The 18,649-nt window shown below is 62.3% G+C and carries 15 protein-coding genes; 11 read left to right on the top strand and 4 right to left on the bottom strand.

What is annotated here, in order from left to right; genetic code table 11:
- Window positions 1–169 precede the first annotated feature (169 nt).
- Window positions 170–1,108: a D-2-hydroxyacid dehydrogenase gene (locus BLW50_RS16995; protein WP_170850208.1), complete on the top strand. Its 939-nt coding sequence runs from the start codon at window positions 170–172 to the stop codon at window positions 1,106–1,108.
- Window positions 1,109–1,153: 45 nt separating this feature from the next.
- On the opposite strand, the gene BLW50_RS16990 is transcribed toward BLW50_RS16995, so the two are convergent.
- The 3 genes from BLW50_RS16990 to BLW50_RS16980 form a co-directional block, all read right to left on the bottom strand.
- The gene (locus BLW50_RS16990; RefSeq protein WP_090704662.1) at window positions 1,154–2,776 is read right to left on the bottom strand and encodes a GMC family oxidoreductase; all 1,623 of its coding nucleotides are present in this window, start codon (window positions 2,774–2,776) and stop codon (window positions 1,154–1,156) included.
- A gap of 67 nt (window positions 2,777–2,843) precedes the next feature.
- A complete protein-coding gene (locus tag BLW50_RS16985) occupies window positions 2,844–3,407 on the bottom strand; it encodes a cytochrome b (RefSeq protein WP_090704660.1) in 564 nt (187 codons plus the stop codon).
- An 11-nt stretch (window positions 3,408–3,418) separates the two neighbouring features.
- Window positions 3,419–4,114 carry a RibD family protein gene (locus BLW50_RS16980; RefSeq protein ID WP_090704658.1) on the bottom strand — a complete coding sequence of 232 codons (696 nt, stop codon included), beginning with the start codon at window positions 4,112–4,114 and terminating at the stop codon, window positions 3,419–3,421.
- A gap of 196 nt (window positions 4,115–4,310) precedes the next feature.
- Between BLW50_RS16980 and ribA the strand changes: the two genes are divergently transcribed.
- From ribA to BLW50_RS16955, 5 genes are all read left to right on the top strand, one after another.
- On the top strand, window positions 4,311–5,441 hold the full coding sequence (ribA, locus tag BLW50_RS16975; RefSeq protein WP_244544282.1) for a GTP cyclohydrolase II RibA: 1,131 nt from the start codon (window positions 4,311–4,313) through the stop codon (window positions 5,439–5,441).
- 4 nt (window positions 5,442–5,445) lie between these two features.
- A complete protein-coding gene (locus BLW50_RS16970) occupies window positions 5,446–7,767 on the top strand; it encodes a hypothetical protein (RefSeq protein ID WP_090709257.1) in 2,322 nt (773 codons plus the stop codon).
- Between the two features lie 56 nt (window positions 7,768–7,823).
- Window positions 7,824–8,975, top strand: coding sequence for a CaiB/BaiF CoA transferase family protein (locus tag BLW50_RS16965; RefSeq protein WP_090704656.1), 1,152 nt, complete (start codon window positions 7,824–7,826; stop codon window positions 8,973–8,975).
- Between the two features lie 417 nt (window positions 8,976–9,392).
- Window positions 9,393–10,604, top strand: coding sequence for an efflux RND transporter periplasmic adaptor subunit (locus tag BLW50_RS16960; RefSeq protein ID WP_090704654.1), 1,212 nt, complete (start codon window positions 9,393–9,395; stop codon window positions 10,602–10,604).
- Window positions 10,605–10,616: 12 nt separating this feature from the next.
- A complete protein-coding gene (locus BLW50_RS16955) occupies window positions 10,617–13,790 on the top strand; it encodes a multidrug efflux RND transporter permease subunit (RefSeq protein WP_090704652.1) in 3,174 nt (1,057 codons plus the stop codon).
- Between the two features lie 112 nt (window positions 13,791–13,902).
- Here the strand turns inward: BLW50_RS16955 and phnF are convergent, their stop codons facing one another.
- The gene (gene phnF / locus BLW50_RS16950; protein ID WP_090704650.1) at window positions 13,903–14,652 is read right to left on the bottom strand and encodes a phosphonate metabolism transcriptional regulator PhnF; all 750 of its coding nucleotides are present in this window, start codon (window positions 14,650–14,652) and stop codon (window positions 13,903–13,905) included.
- Window positions 14,653–14,758: 106 nt separating this feature from the next.
- On the opposite strand from phnF, the gene phnG reads away from it, so the two are divergent.
- From phnG to phnK, 5 genes are read left to right on the top strand one after another with little or no spacing between them, the layout of a single operon-like run.
- A complete protein-coding gene (phnG, locus tag BLW50_RS16945) occupies window positions 14,759–15,217 on the top strand; it encodes a phosphonate C-P lyase system protein PhnG (protein ID WP_090704649.1) in 459 nt (152 codons plus the stop codon).
- Window positions 15,214–15,840, top strand: coding sequence for a phosphonate C-P lyase system protein PhnH (phnH, locus tag BLW50_RS16940; protein WP_090704647.1), 627 nt, complete (start codon window positions 15,214–15,216; stop codon window positions 15,838–15,840). Before phnG ends, phnH begins: the two co-directional genes overlap by 4 nt.
- A 3-nt stretch (window positions 15,841–15,843) precedes the next feature.
- Entirely contained in the window at window positions 15,844–16,950 is a 1,107-nt protein-coding gene (locus tag BLW50_RS16935; RefSeq protein ID WP_090704645.1) for a carbon-phosphorus lyase complex subunit, read from the top strand.
- Window positions 16,947–17,834, top strand: a complete 888-nt coding sequence (locus tag BLW50_RS16930) for an alpha-D-ribose 1-methylphosphonate 5-phosphate C-P-lyase PhnJ (protein WP_090704643.1) — start codon at window positions 16,947–16,949, stop codon at window positions 17,832–17,834. Before BLW50_RS16935 ends, BLW50_RS16930 begins: the two co-directional genes overlap by 4 nt.
- Entirely contained in the window at window positions 17,834–18,649 is an 816-nt protein-coding gene (gene phnK / locus BLW50_RS16925; RefSeq protein ID WP_090704642.1) for a phosphonate C-P lyase system protein PhnK, read from the top strand. Before BLW50_RS16930 ends, phnK begins: the two co-directional genes overlap by 1 nt.

The following is an 18,649-nucleotide window of genomic DNA, read 5'->3' as shown; positions in this document are numbered from 1 at the left end:
GCGCCAGCAGGGCAGTGTCGCAGACCGGATTGGAGAAAGAAATCATATTCGTAACGTTGCCATGCGGCATCGGGTTCCAGGGGCTGAAAGGCGTGGCCGCCATGGACAATTGCATGGACAATTAATCGTCAGGCTGGCATTGCTCGCGCAAAAGGTTTGGGGAGGTTTTATGAAAATCGTTGTTTTCACGCCGAACGCCATCATCCGGCAGCGTCTTGTCGATATGCTGGGCACCGTGGCGGTCGTGGCCTCCGATGATGCCGCGGTCTGCGCTGAACTGGCTGATGCCGATGCGCTGATCATGTCGGTTTTCGATTATTCCGAGGCCATTGGCCGTGCCGCAACGCAATCGCCGACCTTACGCTGGGTGCAGCTTCTGTCCGCCGGCTTCGATCGGGTGTTGCGGCATGGCGTGCGCGCAGGCGTGCAGGTCACCAATGCGGGTGATGCGCTGACCCCTTCCGTTGCCACGCATGCGGTGTCCCTGGCGCTGGCTTTGCAGCGTGATCTGCCGGGCATGGTGCAGGCGCAGGCGCAAGGTGAGTGGCGCAAGGGGGCTGGTGCGCACCTTGTGACCCCTGCGGAATCCACATGCCTGATCGTCGGTTTTGGCAGTATCGGCCAAGAGATCGGTCGGCTGATGCACGCCTTTGGCGCGCGCATCGTCGGCCTGTCGCGCACGGCCCGTCCCAGTGCCATTGCCGAGACAGCAACCATTGATCAGCTCGATCAGTTCCTGCCGCAGGCCGATACGATCATGGTGGCCGCACCGCTCGATGCGAGCACCCGCCATTTGATCGGCCGGGCGCAACTGGCCCTCTGCAAAAAGACGGCGCTGATCGTCAACATCGCCCGTGGCGGCATCATCGATACGGAAGCGCTCGCCGATGCGCTCGAAAATGGCGTCATCGGTGGCGCCGGGCTCGACGTCACCGATCCGGAGCCTTTGCCTGAGGGACACAGGCTTTGGGGCGCGCCCAATCTGCTGATTTCGCCGCATGTGGCGGCGGCCTGCGGTCCGTTGCTCTATCGGCGCATCGCCGACAAGGCCTGCGCCAATGCCGAACGTTTCCTGCGCGGCGAGCCGCTGCAGTATGTGGTGATGTAGAGCCAATTGCGTTTCGTCAGAAAGGCCATTTGTTCAACGGGTGGCTTAACGCGCGTCCTGCAGCATCATCATCGCCGCCTTTTCGGCGATCATCATGGTCGGCGAATTGGTGTTGCCCGAGGTGATCGTCGGCATCACCGAGGCGTCGGCGATGCGCAGTCCGCTGACGCCGCGCACGCGCAGGCGCTCGTCAACCACGGCCAGCGGATCGCTATCGGTGCCCATCTTGGCCGTGCTGACTGGATGGAAGATCGTCGTGCCGATCGCGCCAGCCGCCTTGGCCATGTCCGCGTCTGATTGAATGCTGGGCCCCGGCAGATATTCCTGGGGTTGATAGCTGCGCAGCGCCGGCGCGGCGGCGATCTGGCGGGCGAGTTTGATCGATTCAATCGCCACCTGCCGGTCGGCGTCGGTCGAAAGATAGTTTGGCTTGATCGCCGGATGGGTCTGCGCCTCGCGTGACACCGCGTGCACGCTGCCGCGGCTTGTCGGCCGCAGGTTACACACGCTCATGGTGACGGCGGGGAAGCTGTGCAGCGGGTCGCCGAATTTATCGAGGGACAGCGGCTGCACGTGGAATTGTACATTGGGTGTCGCATACTGCGGCGCCGAGCGGGCGAAAATGCCGAGCTGCGAGGGCGCCATGGTCATCGGTCCACGGCGGAATAGAGCATATTCAACACCCATCCAGCCGCGTTTGACCAGCGATTGATAATCGACATTGAGCGTGCGCCCGTGCGCCACCTTGTAGATCAGCCGCAATTGCAGATGGTCTTGCAGATTTTCACCGACGCCCGGCAGATGCTGCACGGTGCTGACGCCAAGCTGTTGCAGCCGTTCGCCAGCACCAATGCCGGACAGTTCGAGAATTTGTGGCGTGCCGATCGCGCCGGCGCTGAGCACCACTTCGCCGGCGGCGCGCGCGGTGCGCGTCTCGTTGCCGAGCTGGTAGCGCACGCCAACCGCGCGCTGCCCTTCGAAGATGATCTCCGACACATGCACATGGCTGAGCAGGGTCAGGTTCGGCCGGTTGAGAACGGGTTTCAGAAAGCCGCGGGCCGCGCTCCAGCGCCGGCCGCGTTTGTGGTTCACCTGGAAGTAGGAGGAGCCGAAATTGTCGCCGGTGTTGAAATCTTCCACCGCCGGAATGCCGACCTCGGCCGCCGCGTCACGCACCGCATCGAGCACTTGCCAGCGTATGCGCGGTTCTTCGATGCGCCATTCGCCGCCAGCACCATGCAGCGGCGTCTCGCCAGCATAATGGTCTTCCTGTTTGCGGAACAGGGGCAGCACGTCGTCCCAGCCCCAGCCGGTGAGGCCCATCTGGCGCCAGCCGTCGTAATCGGCCGCCTGTCCGCGCATGTAGATCATGCCGTTGATGGCCGAGCAGCCGCCGATCACCTTGCCGCGCGGATAGGCGAGGTCGCGACCGTTGAGGCCCGGTTCCTTCTCGGTGCGGAACATCCAGTCGGCGCGCGGATTGCCGATGGCGAAGAGATAGCCGACGGGAATATGAAACCAGATCCAATTGTCGTTGCCGCCAGCTTCCAGCAACAGCACGCGATTTTTCGGGTTCGCTGAGAGCCGGTTCGCCAGAACGCATCCGGCGGAACCACCGCCGCAGATAATATAATCGAACTGCGTTCCATCGGGCACGATTGCCGGCATCGATGTCAGCCTCCCTGTTGACTGACCGCAGATGTACGCGTCTTTGCCGCGCGGCGGAAGTCCCTCCTTATTTTGCGCGCCGCTGCGGCAGCATGCGCCAGATGAGGTCGTTGCGATCGATGATCGTATGTTTCAGCGCGCCCGCGATGTGGGCCAGGACGAGCACCGTCATGAGAATGCCGCCCATCTTATGGATGGTAGATAGAACGGTGTAGACCTTATCGTTCTGCGGCATCAGATGCGGCAGGGTGAACAACCCGAACACCGAGACATCGACCCGATAGGCCGACGTCATCAGCCAGCCGAGCAGCGGCATGGCGATGATCAAAACATAAAGGGTGTGATGCACGGCGGTGGAGGCGATCCGTTCCAGCCGGGAAAGTTCGGGATAGGACGGCGGCGCCCCCCTGGTGCGACGGACATAAACCCGCCAGACCGCCAATACGAAGATCAGCACGCCGAACGAGCGGTGCAAATCGAAAAGCTGGTTCTGCAAGGCGCCGTCCGGCAGTCTCACCATGGTGATCCCCGCAGGGATGACGAAGAAGAGGCAGGCGGCGATGAGCCAATGCAGCCATTTCGCTGTCGGCGCATAACGCGTGGGCCCGCTGGTGCTCACACTGTCGCTCATGCTCTCGCTCCTTAGTCGGTCGGCGGAACGCTTGATCGTAAATCACAATCGAACAGAACGTCGCCATCGCTGAAGACGAACGTGCGGACCTGCGGCCGGCGGGCATCGGCCAACCGCGAGAGGGGCGCGAGGTCGAGCCCGATCCGGCCCGAGCCGATGATCAGCGGCGCGACCATCACATGCAAGCGGTCGAGTGCATCCGCGTCGAGAAAAGCCGACAGAATGCGTGACCCGCCTTCCACGAGGACGCGGTGAAAGCCCCGCTCACCGAGGATGCGGACGATTTGCTGGGGATCGAAAGCGGCGTTCCCGTGCGGCGCGATCGGCAGCACCTCGTCGCATTCGACCGGCGCCTTACCGCTCGGGCTCAGCGCCAGCCGCAACGCCCCGTCCGGTGCGAGCCAGCGGCCGCCGGGAATGCCCCGGCCGGAGGGGTCGATGACAATCCGCGCCGGGCTTTTTCCATTGCAGAACCGGACATTGAGCTGCGGGTCGTCGGCGACCAGGGTGCCGGCCCCGATGAGGACAGCATCGACGTTGGCGCGCAGCTGGTGCAGATGAGCCAGGGCAGCTTGACCATTGATATATTTGGATTCACCGCTCGCCGTGGCGATCCGGCCGTCAAGCGATTGGCCGATCTGGCCTAAAACGATCCGGTCGGCCCGTCCGACAGCTGCCAGAATGTCTTCGTAGTGACGGTCGGTCATTCTGCGAGAACCAGTCCCTTTCTTCCGGTCCCTTTGCCGGTTTCTTGCCGGCCCCTTAACCGGATCGTGATCGTATTCATGCGCGGTTCAGGGATTTTCTGGAGAATCCTCCCTATATAAGCTATTGAAATGTCACCCTGCGCAACTAGTTCATGGCAAGCGCGTTTGAGAGTGCCACAAGTTATACGTAACGAGGATGCGCGTGTCTGACATGAAGAGCCTTCTCCGTCCGGACCGGGACTTTGCTTCCATCTCCGTCGAACGGGCTATTTCCGAAATTCGTTCCGGTCGGCCGGTGCTTATCCGCGCCGGGCGTTCTCTGGCGATTGCGGTGAGCGTCGAGGCCCTGGATGACGGCGCGGCGCATCTGCTCGAAAGCCTGGCGCGCGGCCGCGCGCGGCTGGCGCTGACGGCGCCCCGGCTGAAAAAGCTCGGTTTCGATCGCTCAGGGCCTGGCGTGATCGCCTTGCCGCTGATCGACGTCAAACGCATTCAAACCCTCTCCATGGAAGTCGGTGCCCGCTATGACGCGCCGGCCGCCCATCTGTCCAAGCTAGACAAGGCGGCGATGGAACTCGTCCGCCTGTCGCTCGTAGCGCCTGCCGTGGTCGTCGTGCCAGTGGCGGCGAAGTCGGTCTCTGGCAGCATGCTCGCCACCGTCGATGCCAGTGCGATCGAGACCTATCGCGCCCATCAAGTGACGGACCTGTCGATCGTCAGCCGCGCGCCGGTGCCGCTCGAGGGCGCGCCGGAAACCGAATTCGTCGTCTTCCGCGGTGGCGAAGGCCTGCGCGATCAGGTGGCCGTGATCATCGGCAAGCCCGATCTGTCGCAGCCCGTGGCGGTGCGGCTGCATTCGGCCTGCCTGACCGGCGATCTGTTCGGCAGCCTGAAATGCGATTGCGGCGATCAGCTGCGCAATACGGCGCGGCTGATGGCTGAGAATGGTGGCGGCATCCTGCTCTATCTCGATCAGGAAGGGCGCGGCAACGGCTTCTCCAACAAGATGCGCGCCTATCATCTGCAGGCGCACGGCTTCGACACCTATGACGCCGACGAGGCGCTGGGCTTCGGTCACGATCAACGCCGTTTCGATTTCGCCGCCGACATGCTGAAGCAGCTCGGCGTGAAGTCGGTACGCATCATGACCAACAATCCGGTCAAGATCATCGCGCTGGAAGAAGCGGGCCTCGACGTTGCCGCCGACGAGCGCATCACCGGCCGAATGAACGATCATAACGTCCGCTATCTCACGTCCAAGCGCGAGCGCGCCGGCCATTTGATCGATGCGGACCAGCTTGCGGCTCATGGTGTCAGTAAAGACTGACCGCTTGCGCGACAGACCCGACGGCCCACCGCAACTCACCTATCCGGCCTGGCACTACGGGCTGGCGATCCTGGCTTTTGCCGTGGGCTCGCTGGTCTTCGCCTGGCCGTGGCTCTTTGGCGGCTGGACCATCCCCTGGGATGCCAAGGCGCATTTCTATCCGCAGCTCACCTTTCTCGCCCGCTCGATCCATGAAGGCCAATGGCCGTTCTGGACGCCGAATATCTTTGGCGGCCATCCGCAGATCGCCGATCCGCAGTCGCTGATCTTCTCGCCGCCCTATCTGCTGCTGGCGCTGCTGTCGCCGGTGCCGAGCTTCGCCGCCTTCGATGGCGTGCTGTTCTTCATGCTGTTTGCCGGTGGCGTCGCCATCATCCTTCTGTTCAAGGATGAGAGCTGGCATCCGGCTGGCGCCACGGTGGCCGCTTTTGCTTTTGCTTTTGGTGCGTCCAATGCTTGGCGTATCCAGCATGTTGGCCAAGTCCTTTCCATGGCCTGGTTCGCCATCGCATTGTGGCTGCTGTTGCGCGCGCTGCGCCGCCGCTCGCCGCTTTATGGGGCGCTGGCGGGGCTTGTCGCCGGCCTGATGATCATCGACCGCGATCAGGTGGCTCTGCTCTGCGCGCTGCTGCTGGGGCTGTTCGCCGCCTGGCGGTTGTTTGAACATGACGGCCAAAGCCTGGGCCGGCGTTTGCTGGGGGCTGTGCCGGTGTTGCTCGCGGGCGCGATCACCGGCGTGATCGTCATCGCCGTGCCGATCGCCTTCACGCTGGCGCTGGCCGAACAGTCGAACCGGGCGGTGATTGATTTTGCCAGCGCCGTGCGGGGCTCTCTGCATCCGTCGGCTTTCTTCACCCTGATCAGCGCCAATCTGTTTGGTACTGACGGGCCGCTCGCCGCCTATTGGGGTCCGCCGGTCGCCGAGGTTTGGGGCGCGAACGACCTGGCGCTGGCGCGCAACATGGCCGACATTTATCTCGGCGCTCTGCCCATTGTCGCGATTCTGACTTTCGGCCTTGTGCGCGGCGGCCTGTTCGCGCGCGATGTCCGCATGTTCACAGTGGCGGCGGTGCTGATGGTGCTCTATGCGCTGGGCGGCTATACGCCGGTGTTCGAGCTGCTGTTCAAGATCCCCGGATCGGACCTGTTCCGTCGTCCCGCCGACGCGACCTTTCCCATAGGCGCCATGCTGGCGATCGTCGGTGGCTATCTGGTGCATCGTCTCGCCACAGTGGAGCGGGGCCTGTCGCAGCGGCAACTTCTGATCGGTGCCGGGCTCGTCGCTTTGGCTTTTCTCGCCTGCTTCGGCATCGCGTTCGACAAGGGCCGGCTGGCGCAGGCGACGCAGCCTTTGACGTTGACGGCGCTCTGTCTGGTCGGCGCTGTTGTGCTGGCCGCATTCATGCGATCGCTGGCGCGCAATACCTTCGCCTGTATCTTGCTCGTGGCGCTGTTCATGACCGCCGATCTGCGGCTCAACAACGGGCCGAATGAATCAACCGCGCTGCCATCGCAGAATTTCGATGTCCTTGTTCCCGGCACCACAAATCCGACCATCGAATTTCTGCGCCAAAGGCTGGCGCAGGACCAGGCGCCTGATCGGCGCGATCGCGTCGAACTCGCCGCCATCGACTTCCATTGGCCCAATGCCTCGTTGTCGCAGAACATCGACCATTGGCTCGGCTACAATCCGGTGCGGCTGAAATGGTTCGCCGACGCCACCGGCGCCATTGACCATGTCGCCATTCCCGACCAGCGCCAGTTCGCTCCGCTGTTTCCCAGCTATCGTTCGCCGATGGCCGATCTGCTTGGCCTTCGCTACATCGCGACCGGCGTGCCGGCCGAACAGCTCGACAAGAACCTGAAGCCCGGCGATCTCGTGCCACTGACGCGCACCAAGGACGCCTATATCTACGAAAACCCGCGTGCTTTGCCGCGCGTGTTGTTTGCGACCACGGCGCGCAAAGCTGATTTCGCCGCGATGACCGCTAACGGCCAATGGCCCGATGTCGATTATCGCAGCACCGTGCTGCTCGAGAACCCGCCCGAGGCGGTGATGGCCAATGCGCCAGGTTCCGCCCGCATTGTCAGCTATCGCAATACGGAGGTGGTCGTTGAAGCTGCCTCGCCTGAAGGCGGTTGGCTGGTGCTCAACGATGTCTGGCATCCCTGGTGGCAGGTCGAGGTCGATGGCGTGCCGGCAAAGCTGTTGCGGGCCAACGTGATTTTCCGCGCCGTCGCGCTGCCGCCGGGCCAGCACCAGGTGCGCTTTGTCTTCCGTCCGTTCGCTGGCCTTTGGGCGCAATTGCGAGGACGTAGCCTCTAAGACCTGCCTGGCGTCGTCTTTCCGGATATAGAGGAGGACGGGAGCAAGGAGCGGTCATGGCGAAGGAAGCGATAGGGGATCTTGACGGCATTCTGGTGGTCTCCATCGAACAAGCGGTGGCGGCGCCCTATGCCTCGGAAAAACTGGCGGATGCCGGTGCGCGGGTGATCAAGGTCGAGCGGCCGGAGGGCGATTTTGCCCGCGGCTACGATCATTACGTCAACGGCGAGAGCGCTTATTTCGTCTGGCTCAATCGCGGCAAGCAGTCGATCCGTCTCGATCTGTCGCAGGAGCGCGACAAGGCGATCCTGCGCCGCATGATCGCCAAGGCCGATGTCTTCATCCAAAATCTGGCGCCCGGCGCCATTGGCCGCCTCGGGTTCGCGCCGGAGGATTTGCGCGAAGCCTATCCGCGCCTCATCACCTGTTCGATCTCGGGCTATGGCGAGGAGGGCCCGTTCCGCGACATGAAGGCCTATGATCTGCTGGTGCAGGCGGAGAGTGGCCTGTCCGATATCACCGGCAATGCTGCAGGGCAGGCGCGCGTCGGCGTTTCGGTCTGCGACATCAGCGCCGGCATGACGGCGGTACAGGCGATCCTCACCGCGCTTTACGGGCGCGAACGCACTGGCAAAGGCCGCCACATCGCCGTGTCTCTGTTCCACGCGCTGGCCGATTGGATGAACGTGCCGTTTCTGCAGTTCACCTATGGCGGCTATACGCCGGAGCGCTCCGGCCTCAACCATCCGACCATCGCGCCCTATGGCGCCTATGTCTGCGGCGATGGCAAGGCCGTGCTGTTCTCCATTCAGAACGAACGCGAATGGCTGTCGTTCTGCGAGACGGCGCTGGGCCAGCGGGAGGTGGCGACCGACGCGCGTTTCAATTCCAATCCGGCGCGGGTGGCGCATCGGGCCGCGCTTGACGCGATCATCGCGGCGGTTTTTCAGGCGCATCCGCGTGAGGCGGTGGTCGCGCGGCTGCAAAATGCCAAGATCGCCTATGGCCGCGTCAGTACGATGGAAGATCTGGCGGCACATCCGCAGAACCGGCTGATCGAAGTGGCGACACCGGCCGGACCCGTCCGCATGATCGCGCCGGGCGCCCTGCATGATGGCAAACCGCTTTATGCGGGCGAGACGCCGGCGCTCGGCCAGGATGATCAGATTCTGCGCGATGAATTCGCGGAAGCATCGCTGATCAAATAAGCCGTGGATCGAGGGCAGCGTCGCGACAATAGAGCGCAGTAGAGTAAAATAATAAAAGAATTCTAAGAAAGACAAGCTTGTAATGCGGAGGTACTTCTCCCAATTGGCTTATATGAAAGAGCGATCTACTCTTTCAAAAGACAGTGGATTCCGTATATTTACGGTGATAAATATACGGAAAGTGCTGGTCTATAGTGCTTATCTGGTTGCGATTACATATTTGTGATTTTGAGTAGTCACCCGGCTTATGTTACGAATTGTGCGATGCGATATTTTTTATGTGCATCGCAGCATCGATCAGCCAGCGTCCGCTGGAGCCGATCTCGCCGAGAAATCTTTGGCGCGCCAAACTGTTGCCGCATCCCGCCAGTAGGCGTGTCGTGTTGCGATGCAATTAGGGACTTTTAGGAGCTTTTGATGACAGCCCGCTGTCGTGCATTCTTTCTTGTGGCCGTTTCCGTGTCAGCGCTCGCTCTTGCCGGGTGCAACGAGCCCCGTCAGGCTCAAACGGCGGAGGTCAAGACTGTGCCGCAGGTCGCTGTTGTCACGGTGGAGCCATCGGCGCGATCCTTCGTGCGTGAACTGCCGGGCCGGGTCACTCCGGCCCGTATCGCGGATGTCAGGGCGCGTGTTGCCGGCATCGTTGTCGCGCGCACCTTTACCCAAGGCGCCGACGTCGAGGCGGGCCAGGTTCTCTTTCGCATCGACCCGGCGCCGTTCGAGGTGGAGCTGCAAGCTGCCAACGCCGCTTTGGCAAAAGCGGAAGCGGCACGGCAGCAAGCCGAGGCGCAGGTGGGCCGCGTCAACACCCTGGTGATGACCAACGCCGCTTCGAAAGTGCAGCAGGAAACCGCCGTCGCCACCTGGAAACAGGCGGAAGCCGATGTCGCCGCCCGACGCGCCGATGTGGCGCGCGCCAAGCTCAATCTCGAATATACGACCGTGCGCGCCCCGATTAAGGGCCGCGTCGATGCCGCCCTGGTGACGGAAGGCGCATTGGTTGGACAGGGTGAAGCCACCCGCTTGGCGACCATTCAACAACTCGATCCGATCTACGCCGACTTCACCCAGTCGGTGAGCGAATTGCAGCAACTGCGGCGCGATCTCGCCGACGGCACGCTGGAGAAGGCTTCGGACGACAGCGCCAAGGTGCGCCTCGAATTCAGCGATGGCACCTCTTATCAACATGATGGCAAATTGCTGTTCTCGGGCGTGACGGTCGATCCCACCACCGGCCAGGTGACCTTGCGTGGCGAGTTTCCCAATCCCAAGCGCGAGTTGTTGCCGGGCATGTATGTGCGCGTGCAGATCGAGCAGGGCGTCGATCACGATTCTCTGGCCGTACCGCAACAGGCGGTGCAGCGCGACGATGTCGGCAACAGCTATGTCTTCGTCGTCAATGCCGAGAAGCGCGTTCGCAGTCAGCCGGTCAGCATCGGTTCGGCTTTCGAGGATCAATGGCTGATCATGGACGGGCTGAAGCCGGGCGATAAAGTGGTGGCCGAAGGCTTCCAGAAATTCATTGTCGGCGATGTGGTCGATGCCAGTCCGTGGCAATCGCGGCTGGCGCGGGCTGCCACCAGGGCTCAGCAGCCCGAGACTGTGTCCGCAACTGGCGCAGTCCGGTAAGCCGAGCGCATCATGGCACGTTTTTTCATTGATCGGCCGATCTTCGCGGCAGTCGTCGCGCTGTTCATCTGCCTTGGCGGTCTTCTCTCCCTGCCATTTCTGGGGGTGGCGCAATATCCAATCATTGCGCCGCCGTCGATTGCCATCAGCACCAGTTATCCAGGCGCGACGCCGGAGAATCTCTACAACAGCGTCACCCGTCTGATCGAAGAAGAGCTGAACGGCGCCAATGGCATTCTGAACTTTGAATCGACCAGCGATTCCCTGGGACAGGTCGAGATCATCGCCAACTTCGTGCCGGGCACGGATTCCAGCATGGCGGCGGTCGAGGTGCAGAACCGCATCAAGCGCGTCGAGGCGCGTCTGCCGCGCGCCGTGATCCAGCAAGGCATCCTCGTCGAGGAAGCCTCCAGCGCCGTTCTGCAAATTATCACGTTGCGTTCCACCGATGGCAGCCTCGATGAAGTCGGCCTCGGCGATTTCATGGTGCGTAACATCATCGGCGAAGTTCGCCGCATTCCGGGCGTTGGCCGCGCCACGCTGTTCTCCACCGAACGTTCGCTGCGTGTCTGGATCGATACGGAAAAGCTGATCGGCTACAATCTGACCTCGGCCGATGTCACAAGGGCCATCGAGGCGCAGAACGCGCAGGTCGCCTCCGGCAGCGTCGGCGCCGAGCCGAGCCGCGATTCGCAGCAGATTTCAGCCCTGGTCGTCGTCAAAGGCCAATTGTCCTCGCCGCAGGAATTCGGCGCCATTGTTCTGCGCGCCAATGCCGACGGTTCCACCGTCCGCCTGCGCGATGTCGCCCGCATTGAAGTGGGTGGCATGGGCTATCAATTCACCACCCGGTTGAACGGCGAGCAAAGCGCCGGCCTGTCGGTGCTGATGTCGCCCACCGGCAATGCGCTCGCCACCGCCAATGCGGTGAAGGCGAAGATGGAAGATCTGTCTCGCTTCTTCCCCGAAAACATCAAATACGACATTCCTTATAATATCACGCCCGTTATCGACGCCTCGATCACCAAGGTCTTGATGACCCTGATCGAAGCCATGGCGCTGGTCTTCGTCGTGATGTTCATCTTCCTGCAGAACATCCGCTACACCATCATTCCGACGCTCGTCGTGCCGGTCGCTTTGCTTGGTACCTGTATGGTACTGTTGCTCGCCGGCTTCTCGATCAACGTGTTGACGCTGTTCGCCATGGTGTTGGCGATCGGTATTCTGGTCGATGACGCCATCGTCGTCGTCGAGAACGTCGAACGCATCATGTCGGAAGAGGGCTTGCCGCCGAAGGAAGCGACACGCAAGGCGATGGGGCAGATCACCGGCGCTATCGTCGGCATCACCTTGGTGCTGATCGGCGTGTTCATTCCGATGGCCTTCTTCCCTGGCTCGGTCGGCATTATCTACCGACAGTTCTCGATAACCATGGTGGCCGCCATCGGCTTCTCGGCCTTGATGGCCCTGTCGCTGACACCGGCGCTCTGCGGCGCGCTGTTGAAGCCTGTGGCCGCTGGCCATCATCATCGCGGCGGCTTCTTCGGCATCTTCAATCGCTCTGTCGAAAGCGCCAAAACGCGCTATTCGGGCTTTGTGCGCTGGGGCGTGACGCGCACCGGTCGTCTGATGGTGATCTATCTGGCGCTGGCTGTTGGCATGGCCTGGGGATTCATGCGGTTGCCCGCGGGCTTTCTGCCGATCGACGATCAGGGCTTCATCACAACCGATATTCAGACACCGTCCGATGCCTCCTTCGGCCGCACGCTTGAGGTGGTGAAATCGGTCGAAGATTATTTGAAGAAGCAGCCCGCCATCGACAATGTCACCTTCCTCACCGGCTTCAGCTTCCTCGGCCAGGGCATGAATACGGCGCAAGCCTTCATCACGCTCAAGGACTGGTCGCAGCGTGACAAGGATCAGTCGGCCGAAGCTCTGGTCAGCCGCATCAATCGCGACCTGGGATCAATCAAGGACGCGAAGATCAATGCGCAGCAGCCGCCGCCGATCGACAACCTCGGCAACTCCAGCGGCTTCAGCTTCCGTCTGCAGGACCGTAGCCAACGCGGCTACACGGCTCTGATGCAGGCGCGAGATCAGGTGCTGGAAGAATCGAAGAAGAGCCGTATCGTCCGCGATGTCTTCGTCGAAGGTCTGCCGCCGGCGCCGCAGCTCGAACTGGTGATCGATCGCGAGAATGCGGGCGCGCTCGGTATTACCTTCCAGGATATCAACGAAGCGATTTCGACCAATCTGGGCTCCGCTTATATCAACGACTTCCCCAATCGTGGCCGCATGCAGCGCGTCATCGTCCAGGCTGACGCGCCGGGCCGCATGCAGGCGGCTGATATTCTCGGCTTCAACGTGCGCAACGCCCAGGGCAAACTCGTGCCGTTCTCCTCTTTCGCTTCGGTGAAATGGCTGAGCGGCCCGACGCAGCTCATTGGCTTCAACTACTATCCTTCAGTGCGCATGAGCGGCACGGCCCAGGCTGGCTTCACCAGTGGTGACGCCATCCGCGAGATGGAGCGTATCGCTGGCACCTTGCCGCGTGGCTTCGGCTTCGAATGGACCGGCCAGTCGTTGCAGGAAAAGCTGGCGGGCGCGCAGGCGCCGCTGTTGCTGGCGCTTTCGGCTCTGGTGGTCTTCCTCCTCCTTGCCGCGCTCTATGAAAGCTGGACGATTCCGATCTCGGTGCTGCTTGTCGTACCACTTGGCATGCTCGGCGCGGTGCTGGCGGTGACGACGCGGGGCATGCCCAACGACGTCTATTTCACCATCGGCCTGATTACGATCATCGGGCTGGCGGCGAAGGACGCGATTCTGATCATCGAATTCGCCAAGGACCTGCGCCATCAGGGCAAGTCGCTGATCGATGCGACGGTGGAAGCCTGTTTCCTGCGCTTCCGCCCAATCCTGATGACCGGCTTCGCCTTCATCTTCGGCGTCGCGCCGATGGTGATCGCCTCTGGCGCCAGCTCGAAGAGCCAGCAGGCGCTTGGCACCGGCGTGATCGGCGGCATGATTTCCGTCGTCATCCTGGCGCTGCTCTTCGTGCCGATCCTGTTCGTCTTTATCCAGTCCTGGATGACGCGAAGCGGCCGCGCCGAAATGGCGGAGTTCAAGCGCCAAGAGCTAGCGGCGAAGGAGCTGGCCACGAAAGAACCGCCGCCAGCGACGGCCTAATAAGTCAGGCAGGGTCGCTTTCCTTTGCCCTGCCGGGCAAGGGAAGCGGCGCGCGCGAACTGCCAGCCATCATCGAAGCAGCGTGGCCATAGCGTGGTCGCAGGCCGCGCCATCAATGCGTCGGGCGCGAGGTCTCGATCATCAGCTCCACCCGATCGGCGGGAAAACGGGTGAACGAAAACTGGATGGGCACGCCGTCTGGATCGACGTTCAGCGCGCGGGTGACGATGACGATGGCGCCTGGCGAAAGCTGCAGTTCATTCGTATCGGCTTCATCGGCATGGCGCGCCTCGACGCCGGTGGAGGCGCGCAGATAGTCGCCGACGCCGAGAAGGGCGAGTGCCGCCGTGATCGATTTAGTTTCGCGATAGGTCTCGGCGATCGTCGGAAAGCGCTCTGCGCTGAACCATGATGTGGCGCGGGAAACCGGCATGCCGTCCGCCATGCCGAGCGTTTCCAGCCGCTGCACATCGTCGCCGATGGTAAGACCAAGGGCTTCCGCCACCTGGGCGGAGGCCGCTTCACGGGCGTGATCGAGCAGTTCGGTCTGCCGGTCGCGCGCCTGTCCGGCGAGCCCGGACGAGAAGCGTGTGCGGTTGCTGATCGGAAAGACCAGTCGCTTGCGGCGGCGCACGAACGTGCCGCTGCCTTGCACCGAGTGCAGCACCCCCTCATGAGCAAGCGCGGAAATCGCCGCCCGAACCGTGTGGCGATTGACGCCAAAGCGTTCCGCCAGCTCGCTTTCCGGTGGCAGGCGGCCGCTGTCGTCGACAAGGCCTGTGGCCAGACCCGAGCGGATGCCATCGGCGATCTGTCGCCACAGCGCCACGCCGACACCGCGTTGCAAACCGGCTCTCTGCACTTTTTCAACTCCGTTTCGAGGGGCTGTCACGTCGCCGTCATTTTGAATCGGTAAGACCAATATATTGTCTATTTGTATAGATCAATAGACAAATTTTGGAGAGCCCATGAGCTTGGACACCATTCCGATGACGCGAAGGGACCGCATGGCGGTCCTCGCCCGCAGCAACGGCGGCAGGCTGCGCGATCTGTGGTCTTCGCTTGGCCTGAACCCCGGTTATAAGCCGCTGCGCGGCCCCGAATCCGGGCTTGTCATGCTGCGCGGCCAAATCGGCGCCAGCGGTGAAGCCTTCAATGTCGGCGAAGCGACCGTCACCCGCGCCAGCGTCAAGCTGGACGACGGCTCGGTGGGTCACGCCATGGCGCTGGGGCGCGACACCGAGAAGGCACGGCTTGCCGCCATCATCGATGCGCTGTGCCAGGACGCGGGAACGGCTGCCCGCATCGACGCCGAGCTGATCATTCCCATCAAAGGCGAGCTTGACGATGTCGATGAAAAGCGTCGCCAGGAAACGGCCGCCACGCGCGTCGACTTTTTCACCATGGTTCGCGGAGAAGACCAATGACGGGGCAGATCGCTGCGCAACACGTCGCTGCGTTGGAAGGCGGATTCACTGACCCCGTTCTCAACGCCCAAGCGGCCTTCCGGATCGTCATGGATGCGATGGCACGGCCAGCAACCGTGCTGGCGATGCAGCCGCTCGTCACACCGCCCGCGCCGCTGACGTCCCTGGCCGGTACGATCGCCTGCACGCTGATCGACGCGGATACGCCGTTCTGGCTTGATCCGGTGTTGGGTGCGCATGAAGCGCTCCGCACCTGGTTGGGCTTCCACACCGGGGCGCGGGCCACGACGGCCGCTGGCGATGCGCATTTCGCTTTGATAGGCGATCCCAAGTCGATGCTATCGCTCGATCAGTTCGCGCAGGGCTCGCAGGACTATCCGGACCAGTCGACCACCCTGATCCTGCAGGTGGAAAGCCTTCACAAGGGCACGCCACTGGCCTTCGAAGGACCTGGCATCAAGGGGCGAAATACCCTTGCGCTACGGGGGCTTCCGGCGGATTTCGCCCACCAGTGGCGCGACAACACAAAGCGTTTTCCGCGTGGTGTCGACCTCATCTTGACGACAGCCGACGCGGTGGCCTGCCTGCCGCGCACGGCCCGTCTCGTTCAAACGGAGAGTTGAGCGATGTATGTTGCAGTCAAAGGCGGCGAAGCCGCGATCGACAATGCCCATCAACTTCTCGCCGATCGCCGACGTGGCGATCGTGCGGTCCCGGCGCTCACACTCGATCAAATCACGGAACAACTGGCGATCGGCGTCGACCGGGTGATGAGCGAAGGCTCGCTCTATGATCGGCGGCTTGCCGCTCTTGCCATCAAACAGGCCCGTGGCGATCTGATCGAAGCCATCTTTCTGCTGCGCGCCTATCGCACGACCTTGCCGCGCTTTGGCCATAGCGAGCCGGTCGATACCGGCGCCATGCGGATCGAGCGTCGGATCTCGGCTTGCTACAAGGATGTCCCGGGCGGTCAGTTGCTTGGACCCACATTCGATTATACCCATCGCCTGCTCGACGAAGAGCTCGATGGCGATCCTGCGGTGGAAGCCGGCGAGCGGCGGACCGAGCCGCAGGAGCCGGTGACACGCATCGCCGATATCCTCAATGCCGAAGGGCTCATTGAAGCAGACGATGTCGCCGTGACCGACGAGCCTGGCGATATCACCCAAACGCCGGTCGAATATCCGCTGTCGCGTGCCATGCGCCTGCAATCTTTGTCGCGTGGCGATGAAGGCTTTCTGTTGGCGCTCGGCTATTCCACCCAGCGTGGTTATGCCCGTTCGCATCCCTTCGCTGGCGAAATCCGCATCGGCGAAGTGGATGTCGAAGTCTTCATGCCGGAACTGGGATTCGCTGTTCCGATCGGTCGCGTCCAGCTGACCGAATGCCAGATGGTCAATCAGTTCAAGGGCTCGTCCAAGGCGCCGCCGCAGTTCACCCGCGGCTATGGCCTCGTCTTCGGTCAATCGGAACGCAAGGTGATGGCCATGGCGCTATGCGACCGGGCGTTGCGCGCGCAAGAACTGGGCGAAGACATTGTCGCGCCAGCGCAGGACCAAGAGTTCGTGCTGTCGCACTGCGACAACGTTCAGGCGACCGGCTTCGTCGAACATCTGAAACTGCCGCACTATGTCGATTTCCAATCGGAGCTTGGACTGGTGCGAACCATGCGTGCCGAGCACGAGCAAACCGTGGCTGACGCCGCTTTCGAAACCAGGGAGGCGGCGGAATGAACCAGCATCATCGGACGGCCACTTATAATTTCGCTTATCTCGACGAACAGACCAAGCGCATGATCCGTCGCGCCATTCTGAAAGCGATGGCGATCCCCGGCTATCAGGTTCCCTTCGCCAGCCGCGAAATGCCGATGCCCTATGGCTGGGGCACGGGCGGCGTGCAGGTGACGGCCGCGATCCTTGGTCCAGACGATGTGCTGAAGGTCATCGATCAGGGTGCCGACGACACCACCAATGCCGTGTCCATCCGCAAATTCTTCGAGCGTGTGGCTGGCGTCGAGACGACGACGAAGACATCCGACGCCACCATCATCCAAACCCGCCACCGCATTCCCGAAGTGCCACTGCAGGCCGGCCAGGTACTGGTCTATCAGGTGCCGATCCCTGAGCCGCTGCGCTTTCTGGAACCGCGCGAAACCGAAACGCGCAAGATGCACGCGCTGGAAGAATATGGGCTCATGCATGTGAAGCTCTACGAGGACATCGCGCGCAACGGCCATATCGCCACCACCTATGCCTATCCGGTGAAGGTCGAGGGCCGCTATGTGATGGATCCTTCGCCGACCCCGAAGTTCGACAATCCCAAAATGCATCTCTCGGAGGCTTTGCAATTGTTCGGGGCCGGCCGCGAAAAACGCATCTACGCGCTGCCACCGCACACCGAAGTCGTCAGCCTCGATTTCGAGGATCATCCCTTCGAGATCCAGACGTTCGACAAGCCCTGCGCGCTCTGCGGCGCCGAACAGGTGTTCCTGGATGAGGTGATCCTCGACGATCGCGGCGGCCGCATGTTCGTCTGCTCCGACACCGACCATTGCGAAAGCGGTCGGGCCGAAGGCCACACGGGCGAACAGACGGCCCAGGCCGGGGAGACCGTGTGATGAACATCGCTGTTTCCCAAACCAGCCTGCAGGAACGCAGCATCGAACAGTCCTTGCTGTCGGTGCGTTCGCTCAGCAAATATTACGGCGCGCGCATGGGCTGCGCCGATGTGTCTTTCGACGTCTGGCCGGGCGAAGTGTTGGCGATCGTCGGCGAATCCGGCTCCGGCAAGACGACTTTGCTCAATTGCATTTCCACCCGCCTGGAGCCGACGTCCGGCATCGTCTCCTATCGTATGCGCGATGGTGCGATGCCCGATCTCTACAAGCTCAGCGAAGCCGAGCGCCGCTATCTGCTGCGCACCGATTGGGGCTTCGTGCACCAGAACCCGGCGGACGGTCTGCGCATGACCACATCAGCTGGCGCCAATGTCGGCGAGCGGCTGATGGCCGTGGGCGGCCGTCATTACGGCCATATCCGCGAAACGGCGATCAACTGGCTCGACCGTGTCGAAATCAGCGCCGACCGCATCGACGATCAGCCGCGCTCGTTCTCCGGCGGCATGCGCCAGCGTCTGCAGATTGCCCGTAATCTCGTTACCGCGCCACGGCTTGTCTTCATGGATGAGCCGACAGGCGGGCTCGATGTCTCGGTGCAGGCGCGCCTGCTCGATCTGCTGCGCGGACTGGTCAACGACCTGAACCTCGCCGTCATCATCGTCACCCATGACCTCGCGGTCGCGCGCCTCCTGTCGCATCGCATGATCGTGATGAAAGACGGCCGCGTCGTCGAGCAGGGCCTGACGGATCGGCTGCTAGACGATCCGCAAGCGCCTTACACGCAGCTTCTCGTCTCCTCGATCTTACAGGTTTGA

This window comes from Beijerinckia sp. 28-YEA-48 (assembly GCF_900104955.1).
In the GTDB taxonomy this organism is placed as follows: domain Bacteria; phylum Pseudomonadota; class Alphaproteobacteria; order Rhizobiales; family Beijerinckiaceae; genus Terripilifer.
This window is presented reverse-complemented; position numbering and strand designations above follow the sequence as displayed.

Bases quoted from the DNA above. Each gene is read 5' to 3' on its own strand.
- BLW50_RS16995 (WP_170850208.1), top strand. From the start codon at position 170: ATGAAAATCGTTGTTTTCACGCCGAACGCCATCATCCGGCAGCGTCTT.
- BLW50_RS16990 (WP_090704662.1), bottom strand. From the start codon at position 2,776: ATGCCGGCAATCGTGCCCGATGGAACGCAGTTCGATTATATTATCTGC.
- BLW50_RS16985 (WP_090704660.1), bottom strand. From the start codon at position 3,407: ATGAGCGACAGTGTGAGCACCAGCGGGCCCACGCGTTATGCGCCGACA.
- BLW50_RS16980 (WP_090704658.1), bottom strand. From the start codon at position 4,114: ATGACCGACCGTCACTACGAAGACATTCTGGCAGCTGTCGGACGGGCC.
- ribA (WP_244544282.1), top strand. From the start codon at position 4,311: ATGCGCGTGTCTGACATGAAGAGCCTTCTCCGTCCGGACCGGGACTTT.
- BLW50_RS16965 (WP_090704656.1), top strand. From the start codon at position 7,824: ATGGCGAAGGAAGCGATAGGGGATCTTGACGGCATTCTGGTGGTCTCC.
- BLW50_RS16960 (WP_090704654.1), top strand. From the start codon at position 9,393: ATGACAGCCCGCTGTCGTGCATTCTTTCTTGTGGCCGTTTCCGTGTCA.
- BLW50_RS16955 (WP_090704652.1), top strand. From the start codon at position 10,617: ATGGCACGTTTTTTCATTGATCGGCCGATCTTCGCGGCAGTCGTCGCG.
- phnG (WP_090704649.1), top strand. From the start codon at position 14,759: ATGAGCTTGGACACCATTCCGATGACGCGAAGGGACCGCATGGCGGTC.
- phnH (WP_090704647.1), top strand. From the start codon at position 15,214: ATGACGGGGCAGATCGCTGCGCAACACGTCGCTGCGTTGGAAGGCGGA.
- BLW50_RS16935 (WP_090704645.1), top strand. From the start codon at position 15,844: ATGTATGTTGCAGTCAAAGGCGGCGAAGCCGCGATCGACAATGCCCAT.
- BLW50_RS16930 (WP_090704643.1), top strand. From the start codon at position 16,947: ATGAACCAGCATCATCGGACGGCCACTTATAATTTCGCTTATCTCGAC.
- phnK (WP_090704642.1), top strand. From the start codon at position 17,834: ATGAACATCGCTGTTTCCCAAACCAGCCTGCAGGAACGCAGCATCGAA.